The following is a 17,661-nucleotide window of genomic DNA, read 5'->3' as shown; positions in this document are numbered from 1 at the left end:
TCGCGGGTGCAACGGGAAGACATCAGGAATAGCCTCATCGTATCCTGCCAGCCGGTTCCGGATGGACCGATGGACGAGGCCGCGTTCGTCACGGGCTTCGCAAGAGCGGCTCTGAGTGCCGGGGCGAGCGCACTGCGGATCGAATCGGTTGCCTATGTCAAAGCCGTGCGGGCCGCCGTCACCGCCCCGATCGTCGGGATCGTCAAACGCGATCTTAGAGACAGTCCGGTGCGCATCACTCCGTTCCTGTCCGATGCGGAAGCGCTCGCCGATGCCGGCGCCGATATCGTCGCATTCGATGCCACTGATCGCGTCCGCCCGGCATCCGTGGAAGCGCTGGTGCGCGCGATAAAGGCCAAGGGCAAGCTGACAATGGCGGACTGCTCTTCGCTTGAGGATGCAGGGCGCGCCCTTGCTGCCGGCGTCGATTTTGTCGGCACCACGCTCTCCGGCTATGTTGGCGGCCCGGAACCCGTCGACCCTGACATCGAGCTGATATCAGCCATGCGTCGGCTCACACCTTTCGTCATTGCCGAGGGACGTATCCGCTTTCCCGAGCAGGCGGTATCAGCGGCAAGGGCCGGGGCATTTGCCGTGGTCGTCGGCTCCGCGATTACCCGCACCGAGCACGTGACAGGCTGGTTCAGCCAAGCGATCGGCGAAGCCTATCGGGCACCGTCTTCAACGGGAGACGGCACTGTCCTTTCGATCGACATCGGCGGCACCAAGACAATGGCAGCGCTTGTCAGCGGCGACAGGGTTGTCGAGGAGGTCGTGGTTGCGACCGAACGCGGCGCCGGACCTGATGCCTGGCTCTCGACTGTGTTTCAATCGACCGCCGGCTGGGCGGACCGCTATGCCAGGATCGGTATCGCCGTCACCGGCGTGATCGAGGATGGATCCTGGTCGGCCCTCAATCCGGCAACGCTTCAAATCCCTGACCGCTACCCTCTCATCGACCGTGTCACGCGGATGTTCGGCAAGCCGGCTACTGCCGTCAACGATGCGCAGGCTGCGGCCTGGGGCGAGTACCGGTTCGGGGCAGGAGCGGGCGCCCGGCGCCTCGTCTTTCTCACGATCTCGACCGGCATTGGCGGCGGGGTCGTCATCGACGGCAGGCCGCTTCTCGGTCTTGCCGGACATTTCGGGCTGATCCGCTCACCTTCCGAGGGACAGTCACCGTTCGAGGACCAGACATCGGGCCGGTGGATTGCCAGCGAAGCCTCGCAGAACGGCCACCCGGTCGATGCCGTCGAAGTCTTCGAGCGCGCCAGAAACGGCGAAAGCTGGGCGGCAGACATCGTCTCCGGCTCTGCCTTTCGCGCAGCAACGCTCTGCCGGGACATCCAGCTGATGCTCGATCCCGACCGGATCGTCATCGGCGGCGGCATCGGCCTCGCTCAGGGCTATCTCGACCTCATGGAAAGCCATTTCAAGGGATTGTCGCCGAGGCTTGCACCACGTCTCATGGCGGCAAGGCTCGGCCGGCATGCCGGTATCATCGGCGCTGCGGATCTTGCTGGAGGAGGCCCGGCTGCAGCGGGGAAATAACGACGTAAAACCAAACAAGAAAGGGAACGATGATGACATACAAAAACACGTCACTTGCACTTGCGGCAACGCTTCTTTCGGGCGTCGCCCTGCCTGGCATCGCAAATGCCACCGTCACGGTGCTTGGCTGGCCGGGCGGCTCGGAGGAAACGGCGCTGCGCGCCACGGTCGAAGCCTATAATGGCCAGGCCGGTATCAGCGATGCCGACAAGGTCGAGCTGCTGTTCTTCAACCGCGACGGCTTCTTCGACAAGCTGCAGGCCGACATGGCCGCCGGCTCCAATGCGTTCGACGTCAATCTTGTCGCCACCTATTCGATCGGTCGTTACGCATCCTACATGGATCCCATCGACCTTGGTCCGGATGCCGCGAAGGTCTTTGGCGAATCCGTCCTCAAGACGATGCAGTTCAACGGCAAGCAATATGGTGTCCCAACCGACCTTTCCCTGCATTTCATGTACTACCGCAAGGACCTGGTGGATGCGCTGCTGAAGGACGATGCGGCAAGGAAGACCTACGGCGAGATCGCCAAGAAATTCCTTGGAAAGGAGCTCCAGCCGAAGGATCCCGACAGCTGGACCTGGGACGACTGGGCGGCAACGTCCCTCTACTTCAGCAAGCAGGCAAATTCGGCAAGCCCCGTGCGTTACGGCACCGTCCTGCAGATGAAGAACCTTCTCTTCAACATGATGGTCTTCCAGTCGCTGCCGCGATCCTACGGCGGTGAATGGATGGACAAGGACGGCAAGATCACCGTCGACTCCAATGCCTACAGGACGGGTCTCGAGCTCTACAAGAAGCTCTATGACGCCGGCGCCTCGCCAAAGGACTCGCTGAGCTACGAATACGCCGAAACCAACGCCGCCTTCGGCTCGGGCCAGGCCGCGACAGCACTGCAGTGGAACGCCGCAGCGGCAGACCTGACCAATGCCGAAAAAACTCCGGCTGTCGCCGAGGTGACTGGCATCGTTGCTCCCCCCGCCGGTCCAGACGGACGCGCCGACCACATTCACGGCCTTGGCCTTGGCCTCAACAAGAATGCCAAGAACAAGGAAGGCGCGGTCAAGTTCCTGAAGTGGCTGGCGAGTGAAGATGCGGCCCTGCTTTATGCCAAGAGCGGCGGTTCCCCGGCACTGTCGCCAGATGTCGTCGCCAAGGTCGCCAAGGAACGTCCCGATCTCGTCAAGCTTGGCGAATTTGCCAGCAAGTACGGCTACGTCATGAATGGCGCAACCTCCGCCAACGCGCTTTCGGTCTACGAGCTGCAGGCGAAGGAATTCACCGGATACTGGTCCGGCCAGCAGGGGCTCGACGACGCGCTTGCCCATGTGCAGACCGGCATGCAGGATCTCCTGAAGAAATAGGACAAAGCCGGCGTCAGCCCTTTGGCTGTCGCCGGCATTCCCGGCGGATCATGATGGCTACCGTAAAACATGCCGAAGGCAGGGCCTACCTGACGCCGCTTGTGGCGTTCCTGCTTCTGTTTCTCGGCTTTCCCTCTCTCGTCAACCTGATCTATTCGGTCTCGACGGTCAGTTTCGAAAACCTGCGCAGTCCAAGCCTCACTGGTCTTGGCAATTACACCTCGGTGCTGGCCGACGGAGAGTTCTGGCAGGCCGTATCCTTTTCCATGCGGTTCGGCAGCTTGACCGCACTGATGGAATGCCTGATCGGGCTGTTCCTCGCGATCTTCCTTGCGCCGCTTCTGGCCAGGCGGTCCTTCCTGATGGCACCATTGATGCTGCCGTTGATGGTTGCACCGGCGATGGTGGGCCTGATGTACCGTCTCGTCCTGCACGAGTTTGCCGGACCGGTGCCCTATTATCTGTTCCTGTGGTTCGGGGACAGCCCCGCATTCCTCGATGTGACCAACGCCTTCCGTACCCTTGTCGTCGTCGAGACGCTGCAATGGACGCCCTTCGCCTTCCTGCTCTTCTACATGGCCTACGTGGCGATCCCGCTTGATGTCCGGGAGGCCGCCGCACTCGACGGAGCACCCTGGTACAAGATCCTCTGGTGGATCGAGCTTCCGCTGATGGCGCCGACCCTCGTCATCGCCTTCTTCATCCGGTTCATCGATGGCTTTCGCGTCTTCGACAACGTCTATGCCCTGACCGGAAGCGGCGCCGGCGGATCGACGACATCGCTCTCGATCTACATCTACCAGGCATTTTTCAAGCAGGGGGCAATCGGAAAGGCCGTCGCGGCGTCGGTCGTGCTGTTCATCGCATCACTGGCCGTGCTCTACGGCCTGAACTGGCTTGCCGCCCGCAGGAGGACTTAGGCGATGCTCAATGCTGCTCGCTGGATCGTTTTTGCTGTCGCCGCCTTTGCCATGAACTTCCCGGTGATCGTCACGCTCGTCACCTCGCTGAAGAGCACGCGGGAACTGTCGATGAATGCCGGCCTGCTCGTCAGCCAACCGACGCTCGAGAACTACCTTCGCGTCCTGACAAACACGGATCGCTTCAACATCTACTCCTATCTTTTCAACAGCACGATCGCATCCCTGATCGGCACGGGCCTTGCCATCGTGCTGGCGTTTCCGGCTGCCTACGCCATTGCCCGAAGCGAGGCAGGCAAACGAACACTCCTGCCTGTCATCATCAACCTGCGGGCCGTGCCGCTGATCATCTTCGCCATCCCGCTCTACATGATGTATCAATGGCTGGGGGTTCTCGACACGCAGCTCGGGCTCGGGCTCATCCTGACGATCGTCAATACGCCGCTCGCACTCGTCATCATGGTCAACGCGATTTCCGACGTCCCGCTGGAGCTCGACGAGGCTGCGAAGGTTGATGGTGCGAGCTCCCTTGAGATCATGCTCCTGATCATTCGGCCGGTCGTGCGGCCGGCACTCGTGACCACATTCATCTTCGGCTTCATCACCGCCTGGAACGAGTTCCTGTTCGGCCTTATGTTGACAACCAGTCGAGCCGTTCCGATGACGGTCGGCGCTTCGTTTTTCTTTGCAGCCAGTGGCGGCGGTGTCCAGTGGGGAACGGCTTCGGCCGTGATGATACTTGGCGCATTGCCGCCGGCCGTGCTTGGACTTCTCATGTACAGGCAGATTTCCGGCTCGATGACCGCCGGCGCCGTCAAGGGATAGGTCTTCCGGCGGCCTCTCGGGTGGCCTTGACCGGTCTCTTGCGCGCTCCGGGCCTCGAAGATCCAGTTTTCCGGACAGCGAGAAAAACGGCCGGATCGCTACTTGGCATCGAAAGTATAAAACATGCTTCCGCAATATTTACGCATCTTCCCTCAATATACATTCCACCGAGCCAAATCCTGCCCCAATGCTTGCATGATATACTTTTTGTTTCGACTGAACAAATTCGATCACAGGGACTTAATTGCCTGATTTTCCTGATTTAATTCAATATAGGATTTGGCATCGAAAAATTATATTATCGCAAATATGTTTTTACTGTTGCATGCGGAGTTATTTGCGCCTAGCATGTAATGACCGCGATACCAAGGACGATCAATAATACGTCCGGGTGGGGTTTCCTTAAACTGCAAGAATTCATTCCGTAGAAGTCATTCCTCGGAAGGTTTAACTACGCGCAGACAGAGGTCGCCCATGGAACTTGATCTTCATTCCATTCACCATGCCTCCACGCAAAAAGTTGCTCTTCTCGACGCCTACTATCCGGGCACGGAGACGCGCACCCATCGGGTCAGCGTCTTCGGTGCCGGCTATGTTGGTTGCGTATCTTCCGCATGTCTCTGCAATGACGGTTTCCCCGTCGTCGCAGTCGATCCCGATCCCTTCAAGGTCGACCATCTCGCCGACGGTCAGGCTCCGATCGTGGAGCCGGGTCTGGACGAGTTGCTTCACAACGCCCATGACGGCGCACTGCTAAATGCCACGCAATCGGCAGCCGATGCCATCAACGACACGGATATCTCGTTCTGCTGTGTCGGTACGCCAAGTCTTCCCGATGGAACGCTCGATACCAGCCATGTGCGGCAGGTTTGCGAGGATATCGGCAAGGCACTTCGGCACAAGAACGAGTTCCACATCGTCGTCATGCGGTCGACCATCCTGCCCGGTACGATGGAAGAGATCGTCATCCCGACACTGGAGACCGCTTCCGGCAAGGTTGCTGGACGTGATTTCGGCATTGCCTACTATCCGGAGTTTCTTCGTGAAAGCACGGCGATTGCTGACTACTACAAACCAGGCGCGATCGTGTTTGGACAGTATGGGGACGATACCCGTTCGATCGACGCCCTCAGGGACCTTGTCAGCGGCATCGACGTGACACCGCACGTCATCCCGATGCGAAGCGCCGAAATCGTCAAATACGCCAACAACTGCTGGCATGCCGTGAAAATCAGCTTCTCCAACGAGATCGGCAACATCTGCAAGGCCAAGGATATCGACAGCCATGTGGTGATGGACGTGCTCTGCTCGGACACCCGCCTGAATATTTCCCGGGCCTACATGAAGCCCGGTTTTGCCTTTGGCGGCTCCTGCCTTCCCAAGGATCTCAGGGCATTGACGGCACTCGGCCGGTCGATGAACGTTCCGACACCGCTTCTGGATGCGGCCAGGCTTGCCAACACCGTCCAGATCGATCACGCGCGTTCGCTCGTCGATGCGGCACCGCACGAAAAAATCGGCTTCATCGGCGTGACCTTCAAGGCAGACACCGATGATCTCAGGGAAAGCCCGCTCCTCGAACTGGTCGAGGGTTTCCTTGGCAAGGGCAAGGAGGTGACGATCTACGATCCACACGTTGCCAGGGATGCCAGCCAGGGCCGCAACTACCTCAGGCATATCGCCGTCCATTTGCGCGACAGCATGGACGAGGTCATTGCGTCCTCCGAGGTCATCGTCGTCGGCAACAAGTATCCCGGCCTGAAGGATGCACTCGAAGCCGCCGGCATGCCGGTTACGGTGATCGATCTCGCCCGCATCGAACGGCCGCAGAACGGGAACGTCACCTACCACGGTTTGTGCTGGTGATTGTTCTGCGCCGGCCGCGGCAGGTGGCCGGCGCATCCATCCGGTGCGGGTGGAGGGAAAGCCCGGGGGCTTCCCGATTTCTGTCAGCTCTTTGTTCATGATCAACAAGGCAGGAACCATGGCGGGGATACCGTACGCCGATCACGCAAGACCTGTTGCGACACCAGTGGACCGTCTGCCTGCTGTGTCGACGTTCGGCCGCGAGGGTAGTGCCGCCGCGCGCTTTGTTGCCTGGAGCGAGACATTAGAGGCGCATCTGGCCTATATCGTCCTTGTCGTCGGCATCGCCTGCATCACCCCGATCGACAGTCTTGCAAGCGCCCACTCGGGAGCGCTGTTCGGCCTCGGCCTACTTGCGATCTGGCGCTATGGCTGGGGACTGACACATTTCGTGCGGTCCAACATCTATCGCTTTCTTGTCTTTCCAAAAATGCGCAAGGTCGCCGATGACTGCATGCGCGCCAGTGATGGCAGCGCGAGCAAACAGCGTGCCTTTCTGCTCGTGACCAGCTACCGCATCGACAGCGATACGACGGCCGCCGTCTATCGCGCCGCATTCGAGGCGGCAAAACGCGCGCCCTGCGAAACAACAGTCGTGGCATCCATTGTCGAGCTCGGCGACCAGCGGCTGATCAAGCTGGTTCATCGGCTGATCTGTGGCAGTGACACGAAGGTGTCGCTGATCATCACCCGCATTGCCGGCAGTGGAAAACGCGACGCGCTCGCCTATGCCTTCCGGGCAATCTCCCGGCAGGACCCAGGAGAGGACGACGTCGTCGCCGTCATCGACGGAGATTCGATCGTACCACCCGATCTCATCGGCAGATGCCTCGGCTTTTTCCGTGCCAGCAGCCGGGTCGGGGCGCTGACGACCGACGAGGTTTCCCGGGTGCACGGCAAGGCGAAGTTCCATATCTGGTACAGCCTGCGTTTTGCCCAGCGGCACATTCTCATGTCGTCGAACGGGCTGTCCCGCAAGGTGCTCACCCTGACGGGGCGCATGTCGATGTTCCGGGCATCGATCGTCTGCAATCCCGACTTCGTAAGACAGGTCGAGTCTGATTACGTCGATCACTGGCGCTTCGGCCGCCTGAAATTCCTGACTGGTGACGACAAGTCGAGCTGGTTCTGGCTTCTGCGCAACGGCTACCAGATGCTCTACGTTCCCGATGTCGTCGTCGCAACCGTTGAGGAACCTCCGTCGAAACGGTTTTTCCCGGCGGCGACGCAGTTGATGGTGCGCTGGTTCGGCAACATGCTGCGCACCAATTCGCGGGCACTGAGGCTCGGACCGCGCAAGGTCGGCTACTTCACCTGGTGGACAATCTTCGATCAGCGCGTGTCGATGTGGACCTCCCTTGCCGGACTGGCAATGGTGTGTCTGGTCGGGCTGTTCGAAACGCCATTCGCGTTCCTGATCTACGTTCTCTGGGTTCTGGTTACCCGCTACGTATTGACGCTGATGCTGTTCAATTCCAGACCGCGGGTGTCTGCCCTCTATCCGTTTTTCATCTACTTCAACCAGATCTACGGATCGATCATCAAGACCTACATCTTCTTCCATCTCAACAAGCAGCGCTGGACCCGCCAGAAGACAACGCTTGCAGATGGTCGTACCCGTTTCGCCGGGCGGCTTCGCGAAGCGTCCTCCGCTTTCGTGCAGGTCACCGCGGTCATGGTTTTCATCACACTCGTCGCTCTCGTGCTGGGGCAATTGGCTGTCCCGGACGCATCCATACTTGCAATGGCCTACGGACTGGACCCGATAGATTGAGGAAGCGGATATGAACGTCGTCAAATTCGAAGCCGATGTACAGCGCCAGCATCCACGTTTTAAGCTTCCCTTGAAATGCATCATCGAGGGCTATCGCTATGAGTGCCTCGACTGGTCGGTCGGCGGTATCGGCGTCGCGACCGGCAAGACCCGATTACAGGAGTTCGGGACGTTTCCCGTCGACCTGGAATTCCCCTTCGACGGCTTTGTCTTCACCCTGAGAGTGACCGCGCAGGTTCGCTACAACGATCCGGTCAAGGGACGTACCGGATTCCAGTACATGTCCCTGACCGAAGAACAACTCCGCTTCCTCCGTTATGTCAGGGATGCGCATCTGACCGGTGAGGTTGTCACCCTCAACGACCTTCTCGATCTAACGAGCCGGTCGATCGAGCACCACACCCGCAAGAAGGAAGCCGAACCTCTGGAACCCTCGGGACGCCATCGCTATGCGGCGCTCGCCAAGCGGTCGCTTCGCATTGGGTTGCTCGGAACTCTCTGCCTGGCGGTCGTCCTGTTCCTGTGGGGCGCGCTCTATCAGAAACTCTGGACCTTCCGCGCTGACGAGTCGCTCGTGACGATCGATTCAGCGCCCGTGATTGCGCCGTCCGACGGGGTCCTCACCAACGTCGTGACTGAAGGGGCGGTCAAGGCGGGCGATCCGGTAGCGACGATATTGCCGACGGCCAACAACAAGAGCATCAGCGTGCTCGCCCGCTGTGACTGCATTGTCCAGGACGTTCAGGTGGAACTGGACAGCCAGGTGAGGGCCGGTCAGCGGCTTCTTTCCCTGCGTATGGCCAATGCCAAGCCGCATGTCGTGGCGATGGTCGACTACACCGAGGCGCAGCGCCTCTTCAGGGGCGCGCGGGTGCTCGTCGATCTTCCGCATGGACCGCGGATCCCGAACGCATCGATCCGGGACCTGCCGAAGCTGACAACCACCGACCTTGAATCCGGCGACCGGATCCCGATCAACATCGACGTCGGCGATGCCGACCTGTCGTCCTTCGTCGGAACGCCCGTGACCGTCCGCTTCGTGCAACTGCCTTGGACGGGGCTTCCGCTCACCGAAGCCGTAAGCGAGGCGGTCGGGGCAATCGACACCGGGAGCACGCCACCTGCACAGCCGAAAGGGTGAGACGCGCCCCGCGTGCAACAGCACGTCAAGCGAGTTCGACAGTCTGCAATGACGAGGAAACGGACGGAGTCCATGCGTATGACCTGCACAAAGCGATCCCTCGCAGAATTGACGGCCCCGGTTCTGGCTGTCGTCGTCCTCGCCATCGGCCTGGCCCCGGCATGCGCGCGGGCCGCTGATAGCGCCGACGAGATCATCGACAGGATCCACCAGTCCATCCTTGACGTCGACAAGGCCAAGGCGCCAGCCGATCGCGTCAAGGCCTATGACCGCGCCCGCGACGGGCTGACCGCATTGAAACAGGCGGCAGAGAGCGGTGACGAGGCAGCGCGAACGGGCATAGACGGATTGAAGACGGATGGCATCACGCCCGATGTCGTGACGTCCGGATCGCTGAGCGCGATCTTGTCCAGCCTGACGGACAAGGGCGTCGATCCCGACGAGCGCATCGCCACGCGGGTGAAGATCGACGAGCTGATTGAAGAACTCTCGGCGCCGGCGCTGAAGGTCTCCGCTCTCGCCTATTATGCCCGCCAGATCGCCAGCGATCATGATGCGGCTCTTGCCCTTCTCGATCGGGCCATCGGCGAGACCGCCAAATTGACCTCGGCCCAGGAAAAGAACGCAGCGCTGAACGATATCGCCCAGGTTGGCGCATATGTCGAACCGATGCTGACCTCGAAGATCATCAACAGGGCCGTCAGCAGCATGTGGCCGACACGGATGCGAGGGTTTGCGCGCTACGACGTTGCCCTTCGTATCCTCGGCGATCGGAAAGTCGGCAAGACGGATGTCAGGGACGCCAAGTTCGACGATCTCTCCGCCGCAATCGAAACCGAACTCTCCGCCGGCCGGATCGAGCAGGCCCTGCTTCTCGCCCTCGCGGTCGATCCGGAATCGTCGAAACATCGCGCGCAAGCGATGAATGAGGTGCTCGATGCCGCGCTCAAGGCAAATGCCGTAAACCTGTTTCCGGTGCTGTCCACGAGCCTGGCCGACAGGAGCGACCAGGAAGACCTGATCGTCCGCATCGTGAAGAACCGTGTCGATGCCAATCGCCTGATCGACGCGACCGCAATGACCGAAGCGATGGAGACCGGTCCGGGACTTGCGGAGATCGACTTCATCCTGGCGACCGAACTTGACGATCGCGGCCTGACCAAGATGGCCCTCGAACAATATCAGCGAGGCACGACCATCGCCAAGGCGTTGAGCGGCGAGGCGAAGGAAGCAGCCCTTATTGCGGCGATCAGCGGTGCTACCGATCTGAAGCGCTTTGACGATGCCAGCGCCTTTGCAGGCCAGCTGACGGACATGGCGGGAGCGTCAAGTGCGCTTGGCAATCTTGCAAAGGCATTCGCAGACAGCGACGACCTCACCAAGGCTGAAGCGCTTCTGCCGAAAATTGCCGAACAGAAGGACCGCGAACAGGCCCTTTCAGGCATTGGTCGTGCGAAGGCAAGGGCAGGCGATCTCAATGCGGCAGCGAGCATTGCAAACGAGATCGCAAACGATGAGGACAAGGGTCGCGTGCAGTCGGAAATCGTCCGGGTCTTTGCCCGCAGCGGCAGGATCGACGATGCGCTCGGCCTTGCAACGTCGATCAAGGAGCCGGAGTATCGCGTTGAAGCCCTGCTGCGCCTCGCCAAGGAAATGTCCGGAAAGAGCGGGGCTGACCGCGCCCGCGATGTCGTCGGTCAGGCCATCAGCTTCACCGGCGGCATAGGCAAGGCGCAACAGCGTGACGACCTCTATTTGGACATCATCGACTACCTGTCAAAGTCCAATCAGATCGACCTTGCCAAATCGCTCGTCGGAAAGATTTCAGACGAGAAGCTGAAGGCCAAGGCAGCCGGACGCATCGCAAGCCGCGCCGCCCTGTCCGGCGATGCCAAGAGTGCGTTTGCCTATCTCGACAGCCAGCTCTCGGCGGGCGAGGAGGCCATCAGGGCCGAGGTGCTTGTCGCAGCCGCGAGCGATCCGGCCTATGTCAAGACAGCTGTCCTTTCCACCCGTGACATTCGCGATCCGATGTTGCGCGTGAAGACGTTTCGGGCCATCGCTGAAGTGCAACTCTCCCATCTCGACCGCCTCGGTTTCGGGATGGGCAGGGGCGAGCCTGCGGACTACGTGATGCCAGTGAGCGGGGCGCAGGACAAGGACCAATCCACCGCAGGCGTGTCCAAGTCGATCTTCAGCGACGGCAGGATGTCGATCCATACGACGTCGATGTCGACGCCGCCGCTTGCCCAGGGCTATCCAGATATCAGCAAGACCGCAGCGACCACGCGCGCGATGATTCCGCTGCCTGTCGCGGGGCGTGTCTCGATAACGCTTGGAAACCTCAGTCCCTATGAGAGCAAGTTCATGGAAGATCTCGCCGGCGGATCGACCGGCCTCTCCCATGCGGCACGGGCGCAGGGCCTGCTTTACCCGCGGATCATTGTTGTCCAGAGCGGCATCTATACGCTTGGCAGTCTGGCGATGCAGCTCGGCAGCGTCGGCGACACGCCGCTCATCGAACGGGACGGTGATGTCGTGACCCTTCGCGCTCCCTTGCTCGTCGGCGAGGAAGCAAGCCTGATCCTGTCCGGCCAGGAGGCCTCCGTCTATCGCCTGTCGGCAACTGGCGGTGCCTTCATGGCGATTGCCGGCAAACTCTACATCCAGGACACGACGGTGACATCGTGGGACGAGACGCTGAACGAGCCGAGGAGCTCCAGCAAGGCCACGCGCGGATCCTTCCGCCCGTTCATTGTCGGCTGGAGCAATTCAGAAATGTATATTGGCGGATCGGTCATGGATTCGCTGGGCTATGCAGCCTCGAAGTCATTCGGGCTGACTTTTTCGGCCGGTCCGAAGGCCATCGCCAAGGCCCGCGATGCCTTGAAAAACCCGACCGGCATTGTCGTCGAGAACTACTTCCACAATTTCGAATATGGCTTCTACTCCTATGAAGCCGATGACATCTCGCTTGTTGGCAACGAGTACGCAAACAATGTTCTGTACGCGGTCGATCCGCACGACCGCTCGCAGCGGCTGCTGATCGCGCTCAACACCGCCCACGATACCATGGTGAAGCATGGGATCATCATCTCGCGCGGCGTCGACGCCAGCTGGAAGGTCGGCAATGTCGTCTTCCACAACAAGGGCTCCGGCCTCATGCTGGACCGCGACAGCGTCGACAACCTTCTCTATGGCAACTTCTCCTTCGAAAACGACCAGGACGGACTGACCTTCTTCGAAAGCAGTTGCAATCTTGCGGTCGCCAATGCCTTCATCGACAACGGCCGGTCCGGGATCAGGCTTCGCAACAGCTGGGATGTCGCCGTCAGGGACAATACGATCGTTCGCAACAAGCTCGAGGCGATCAGCGGTTACATCAGCGACCTGTCTTCCGCGGAAGACGAGCACAGGCGCGATCTTGTCATGGATCCCTATGTGCCACTGACAACCTTCACGGCGACGGGCAACCTGATTTCCGCCAACGGCAAGGGGATCAAGGCGGACGGTGCTTCCGGCGTGACGCTGGCGCAAAACGAATTCCAGAGCCAGGAAGGACGCCTGCTCGACGGCGACGCGCGTCCCTTCGAGGGACATGTCCTGCGCTTCAACGGGCATGAACCTGTCGCAATCGCCTCAACATGCCGGCCGCTGCGCCCGGCCAACTATGAATGTGCGTTCCGCAAGGCCGGACTGGTCGGGGAAAACGATGCCCTCTTCTTCGACAGCAAGGCAGAAGGCAACTGCACGGATACGCATGGCTCGGTCCAGTTCGATGGCTTCCACGCAAAAGGAGACAGCACGTGAAAAAAGCGGCTCCCATGTTCCTGGCCGCGCGCCACGGGCTTGCCTTCCTGGCCCTCCTATCAAGTGTGGCAATATCGCCCCTTGAGACGCTGGCGGCGGCTCCAGAGACAACCGACAGCGCCTCCTATCAGGGCCTCTTCGACGTCGCAGCCCGCAGGGCATTCCTCGCGCAGAAATCATCGTCCGACGCACGCAAGGCATGCCTGTCGGTCGATGTTGATCCAAAATGGATGGACATCGAGATCGTCAAGGGCCTGACGACCACCGAGGGCTACGGAACCGACGGGTCCGGCAACCAGTATGCCTTTGCTGTCATGGTGCTGTCTGGCCGCGCACTCGCAGGCGACAAGCGTGCGGAGGACATGCTGAAGCTGTTCCTGCTGAAATGGGCGGACGCCGGCGCATTTTCTAAGACCGAGAAAATCCACGACGCCTATTACGCCCTGAAGCGGCTGATGCTGCCGACCGTTGTTGCCTTTTCGATCATTCGCGACGGGCTCAGCGATGAAGACAAGCAGAAGCTCACTGCCTGGATCGATCCGCTGGTTCGGCGCACCGACCAGATGTTCGAGGGAAGTGTCGACTACAACAATCACCGGTATCTCGCCGACAGCGTGCTGATGGCCTGGGGCAGCCTGACCGGCGACCGGGCGCTCTATCAGAAGGGTATCGACCGCTTCCGCGTCATCCTTGACGATGCGCGCGCCGACGGCAGCCTGCCTCTCGAAACCCGCCGCGGTGCGCGCTCCCTCTGGTACATGCGCCAGTCGCTGACGAGCATGACCGTCATGGCTGAAATCGCCAGGGGCGCAGGCGACGATCTGTTCGACGCCACGGCCACGTCAGACGGTGCCAAAAAATCGATGTGGACGGTGCTGTCCTACTGGATGAACGGCATGACCAACCCGATCCTGGTCAACGCCTACGCGGCGGAGAACTATATTCCAGGTCCGGAGGAGGATTTCATGAAGCCCGATTTCGGCTTCCTGGAAAACCGCGGCAACGGACGGCACTATCTCGCCTTCCTCGAAGCCATCGCAGTGCGCGAGCCGGAGAACTTCCCGGGCAGGCGGGCAGGGGCCCTCCTCGAGCGGGAAGGTGCGAACGAACGTCCTCTCATCGATGAGTTCGCCGGTGGCAACGCCACCTGCTTCTGGAGGCAAGGATGACCCGTTGCCGGAACCGCCGCCGCTCTGTTCTTGTCGCCGCCATGTGCCTCGCCCTGTCGACGCCTGTCCTGGCAGCCGACGAAGCGGCGTCAGAACTGGTGGTAGAACCGGCACAGCAGGTCGATCTCCTGATCCAGCGCCACGACGGCGACGGTCTGGTCAAGCTCGCCAGACAATTGCAAGGTGGGGATGCGGTCTCGGTCGACAATCCGCTGCGGGTTCCGGATTTTCCAAAGGCACGCCAGGCGTTTGAAGCTGCCGTGACGATTCCGGGTCCAAGACAGGGCGAAGCAAAGCTCTTTCTCGCCAAGATGATGCTGAGCGGGGAGGGGGGACCGGTCGATGTCGACCGCGCGCTGTCCCTGCTTGAGGATGTCATCAAGGCAGGCAACGCCGAAGCCGCATTTCTTCGCGGGCAGAGGCTGGCATCGCGTCCAGACCGGATCGCGCAGGCGCGTGATGACCTCAATCTTGCCCTTCGCCTTGGCGACGCGGCGGCAGCATTCGAGCTTGCCAGGCTTCCCGGCTCGACCCCTGAACAGGCGGCCGCCATGACGCAATTCGGCATCAACCTCCTTGGCCAGCGAGCCGCGCGCGGCGACGCCAACGCCGCATTCGATCTTGGCGGCTACTATCGCAGGCTATCGGCCAAACCGGAGGATCAGGAAAAGGCACTCTCCTGGTACCGCAAGTCGGCGGAACTCGGACAGGCGACGGCCACACTGTGGGTCGCCCGGCTGCTCGCAAATCCGGACTCCCCGCTGTTTGATCCCGCCGCCGCGGTCAAGCAGTACGAGGCGGCCGCGCGCGACGGGTCGATCGAGGCTGCACAGGAGCTGGTCCGCGATTTTGCCGATGCCGGCAAGCTTTCCGTGCCACCTGCAGTCTATGACACCTGGATCGGAAAGCTGATCGACGCCAAGGACGCCACGGCGGTCCTCTACTATTCGCAGGCATTGCAGGAGACGGCCGAGCAGCGCAGGACGTCGTCGGACGCCCTTTACGAGGCGACGATGTCCGGCCGGGTGGCTCCCGAGGACCTGGTCCGGATCGGCGAGAGCTTCCGGGACGGCGCCGGCGTCGTCATCGACCAGACCCGCGCGGCAAACATTTTCAGGCTTGGCGTCGAAAACGGATCGGGCGCGGCGCTGACACGGTTCGCCCATATCGTCATCGATGTCCCGTCACTGCGCAGCCATGAAAATGTGGCGCTTGCCGCCGCCAAGCTGTCTGAGCTTTCCTCAAAAGGCAGCGTTACCGGGGAAATGCTGCTTGGCGACATGTATGCGAAAGGCGTCCTTGGCGCCGTCGACGAGACGAAAGCCATCGATCACTATCTCAAGGCTCTTGCACATGCAGAATCGGTCGAGGTCCTCAATCGCGTTGCCGACGTCTACCTTTCCTCCCCCGACAACGATACGCAGAGGAAGGCCTTTCCCTTCATCGAGCGCGCATCGAGGGCCGGCAGCGAAAGCGCCATGCTCAAGGAGGCCCAGGCTTACGCCGATGGCAAGCTCGTCCGCCAGGACTTCGACAAGGCTGTGACCCTCTACAGGAAGGCAATCGCGCTTGGTGCCACCGACGCACTGGTAAACCTTGCCAACCTCTACCTCTCGCGTGGCGGAGACAGCGCGTTCAAGGACGCGCATGAAGCCTTCTCCAGTGCGATTGCAGCGGGAAACCGCGAAGCGCCAGTGGAAATGGCAAGATTCCTCAAGGCCAACGGCAAGCTCGACGAAGCGATCAGCCGATTGACCACGGCCGCCCGGAAGAAGAACAGCCCGGCTGCCGTCGAACTTTACCAGTACCTTTCGGAGCGGGCCCAGAATCCTGATGTCGGCATCCAATGGCTGCGTCTTGCACTGAAGACCGTCAGCGATATCCCACGCGAGAAAGTACGTCTGGCAAGCGCCATGCTGCTGCCTTCCGACGTCAGGCTGAACGGTCAGGCTGCCTTCATGCTGCGTGAACTTGCCGGCGCGAATATTCCAGGTGCCGCCGTTGCCCTCGCCAATGTCTACATCGAGGGGAAAGGGGACGCGAAGGATGTTCCGGCCGGCCTGGAGCTGCTCGAACAGGCATCGCAGAAGGGTGAGATCGATGCCCTTACGAAACTCGGCGATCTCTACATGGATGGCCAGTTTGTCGAGGGCGACGAGCCGCGGGCCGTCGGCTACTACCGTGCCGCGCTGGTGATCCATCCGACAGATCCGTCCGCTAACATGCGCCTGGCGCGAGCCTATCGCGAGGGCCGCGGTGTCAAGCGCGATCTCGCGGTCGCGGCGACCAACCTGAAGACGGCCTCCGATGCTGGCAATCCGATGGCGACACGCGAACTTGGCCTCGCCTACATGTGGGGCAGCGGTGTCGAAAAGAAGGAAGACAAGGGCCTTCAGCTGCTGCGCTCGGCGGCCGACCATGGCTATGCATTTGCCTGGCACGACCTTGCCGAAACCTATGGTTCAGCCGTCGGACCCGGTGTCGATGCATCGCAAGCATTCCGGATGAACATGCGCGGCGCAAAGGAAGGTCACGTCTCCGCGATGATCGGGGCCGGCATCGCGCTTCTGTCCGGCTTCGGCACCCAACGCGATCCCGAGGCTGGCATTCTCTGGCTGGAACGGGCGTCTGCGAGCACCGGATGGGATGCCTCCGACGCCATGTACCGTCTGGCCGAGGTCTATCAATACGGCATCGGTGTCGACAGGAACCTTGAAAAGGCACGGGAATGGGAGCTTCGTGCCGCCAATGCGGGAAGCACCACGGCAATGTTTCATCTCGCCCTGCAACTCGAAGCCGACAATACGGACGCAAGCAGGGCCGAGGCCATCAAATGGTTGGAGAGCGCCCGGGCGCTGAAGCATGTCCAGGCCGCCAAGAAGCTCAGGACGATGCAGGCGGGAGACGGCACGGCCGCATCCTCGCAAGGGGCAGAAGACAAAGGGGTGGAAGACAATGGTGTGGAAGAGTGAGCGCCAACGCAGCGTCACGTTTCGCAAGCGTCTGCCGCGTCCGCCGCTCAGCGGCGTGAACCTGCAAGGAACCCCCGAGAGCAGTTGGCGGGTGCTGGCGTGCACCGCGCTGATTGTTCCGGCACGTGGCGATCGCGATCACGGCCCATCCAATGACTGGGTCGTTCTGGTGAGAGACGAAATCCTCTCGCAAGCGCGCCAGCGCCTGCACCGGAGAGGAAAGGCCACCCGAAGCAAGAACGACGACGACCGGAAGCAGTAAGGTGATG

General features: G+C 61.0%; 11 protein-coding genes. All 11 read left to right on the top strand.

Translation table 11 applies throughout. The features are described 5' to 3' along the window. Positions 1-6: 6 nt before the first annotated feature. Positions 7-1,551 (top strand): putative N-acetylmannosamine-6-phosphate 2-epimerase, encoded by a 1,545-nt coding sequence (locus FHT77_RS24340; protein WP_183757394.1) that lies wholly within the window; start codon positions 7-9, stop codon positions 1,549-1,551. Between the two features lie 32 nt (positions 1,552-1,583). Then, positions 1,584-2,915: an extracellular solute-binding protein gene (locus tag FHT77_RS24335; protein WP_183757393.1), complete on the top strand. Its 1,332-nt coding sequence runs from the start codon at positions 1,584-1,586 to the stop codon at positions 2,913-2,915. Between the two features lie 53 nt (positions 2,916-2,968). After that, positions 2,969-3,835: a carbohydrate ABC transporter permease gene (locus tag FHT77_RS24330; RefSeq protein ID WP_183757392.1), complete on the top strand. Its 867-nt coding sequence runs from the start codon at positions 2,969-2,971 to the stop codon at positions 3,833-3,835. A 3-nt stretch (positions 3,836-3,838) separates the two neighbouring features. Then, complete coding sequence (locus FHT77_RS24325; protein ID WP_183757391.1) at positions 3,839-4,660, top strand: carbohydrate ABC transporter permease; 822 nt, start codon at positions 3,839-3,841, stop codon at positions 4,658-4,660. 474 nt (positions 4,661-5,134) lie between these two features. After that, positions 5,135-6,526 (top strand): nucleotide sugar dehydrogenase, encoded by a 1,392-nt coding sequence (locus FHT77_RS24320; protein WP_183757390.1) that lies wholly within the window; start codon positions 5,135-5,137, stop codon positions 6,524-6,526. 118 nt (positions 6,527-6,644) lie between these two features. Beyond that, positions 6,645-8,300 (top strand): glycosyltransferase, encoded by a 1,656-nt coding sequence (locus tag FHT77_RS24315; RefSeq protein ID WP_183757389.1) that lies wholly within the window; start codon positions 6,645-6,647, stop codon positions 8,298-8,300. A 10-nt stretch (positions 8,301-8,310) separates the two neighbouring features. After that, the gene (locus FHT77_RS24310; RefSeq protein WP_183757407.1) at positions 8,311-9,441 is read left to right on the top strand and encodes a PilZ domain-containing protein; all 1,131 of its coding nucleotides are present in this window, start codon (positions 8,311-8,313) and stop codon (positions 9,439-9,441) included. A 78-nt stretch (positions 9,442-9,519) separates the two neighbouring features. Then, positions 9,520-13,251, top strand: a complete 3,732-nt coding sequence (locus FHT77_RS24305) for a right-handed parallel beta-helix repeat-containing protein (protein WP_183757388.1) — start codon at positions 9,520-9,522, stop codon at positions 13,249-13,251. Further along, complete coding sequence (locus FHT77_RS24300) at positions 13,248-14,420, top strand: alginate lyase family protein (RefSeq protein WP_183757387.1); 1,173 nt, start codon at positions 13,248-13,250, stop codon at positions 14,418-14,420. Before FHT77_RS24305 ends, FHT77_RS24300 begins: the two co-directional genes overlap by 4 nt. Next, positions 14,417-17,392, top strand: a complete 2,976-nt coding sequence (locus FHT77_RS24295) for an SEL1-like repeat protein (protein WP_183757386.1) — start codon at positions 14,417-14,419, stop codon at positions 17,390-17,392. The genes FHT77_RS24300 and FHT77_RS24295 overlap by 4 nt, the downstream gene beginning before the upstream one ends. Continuing rightward, positions 17,376-17,654: a hypothetical protein gene (locus FHT77_RS24290; RefSeq protein ID WP_183757385.1), complete on the top strand. Its 279-nt coding sequence runs from the start codon at positions 17,376-17,378 to the stop codon at positions 17,652-17,654. Before FHT77_RS24295 ends, FHT77_RS24290 begins: the two co-directional genes overlap by 17 nt. Positions 17,655-17,661 lie beyond the last annotated feature (7 nt).

Origin of the sequence: Rhizobium sp. BK181, from assembly GCF_014193305.1 — a bacterium.
Lineage (GTDB): Bacteria > Pseudomonadota > Alphaproteobacteria > Rhizobiales > Rhizobiaceae > Rhizobium.
Note: the sequence above shows the minus strand (reverse complement) of the source record. Positions and strands in the feature narration are given on the sequence as shown.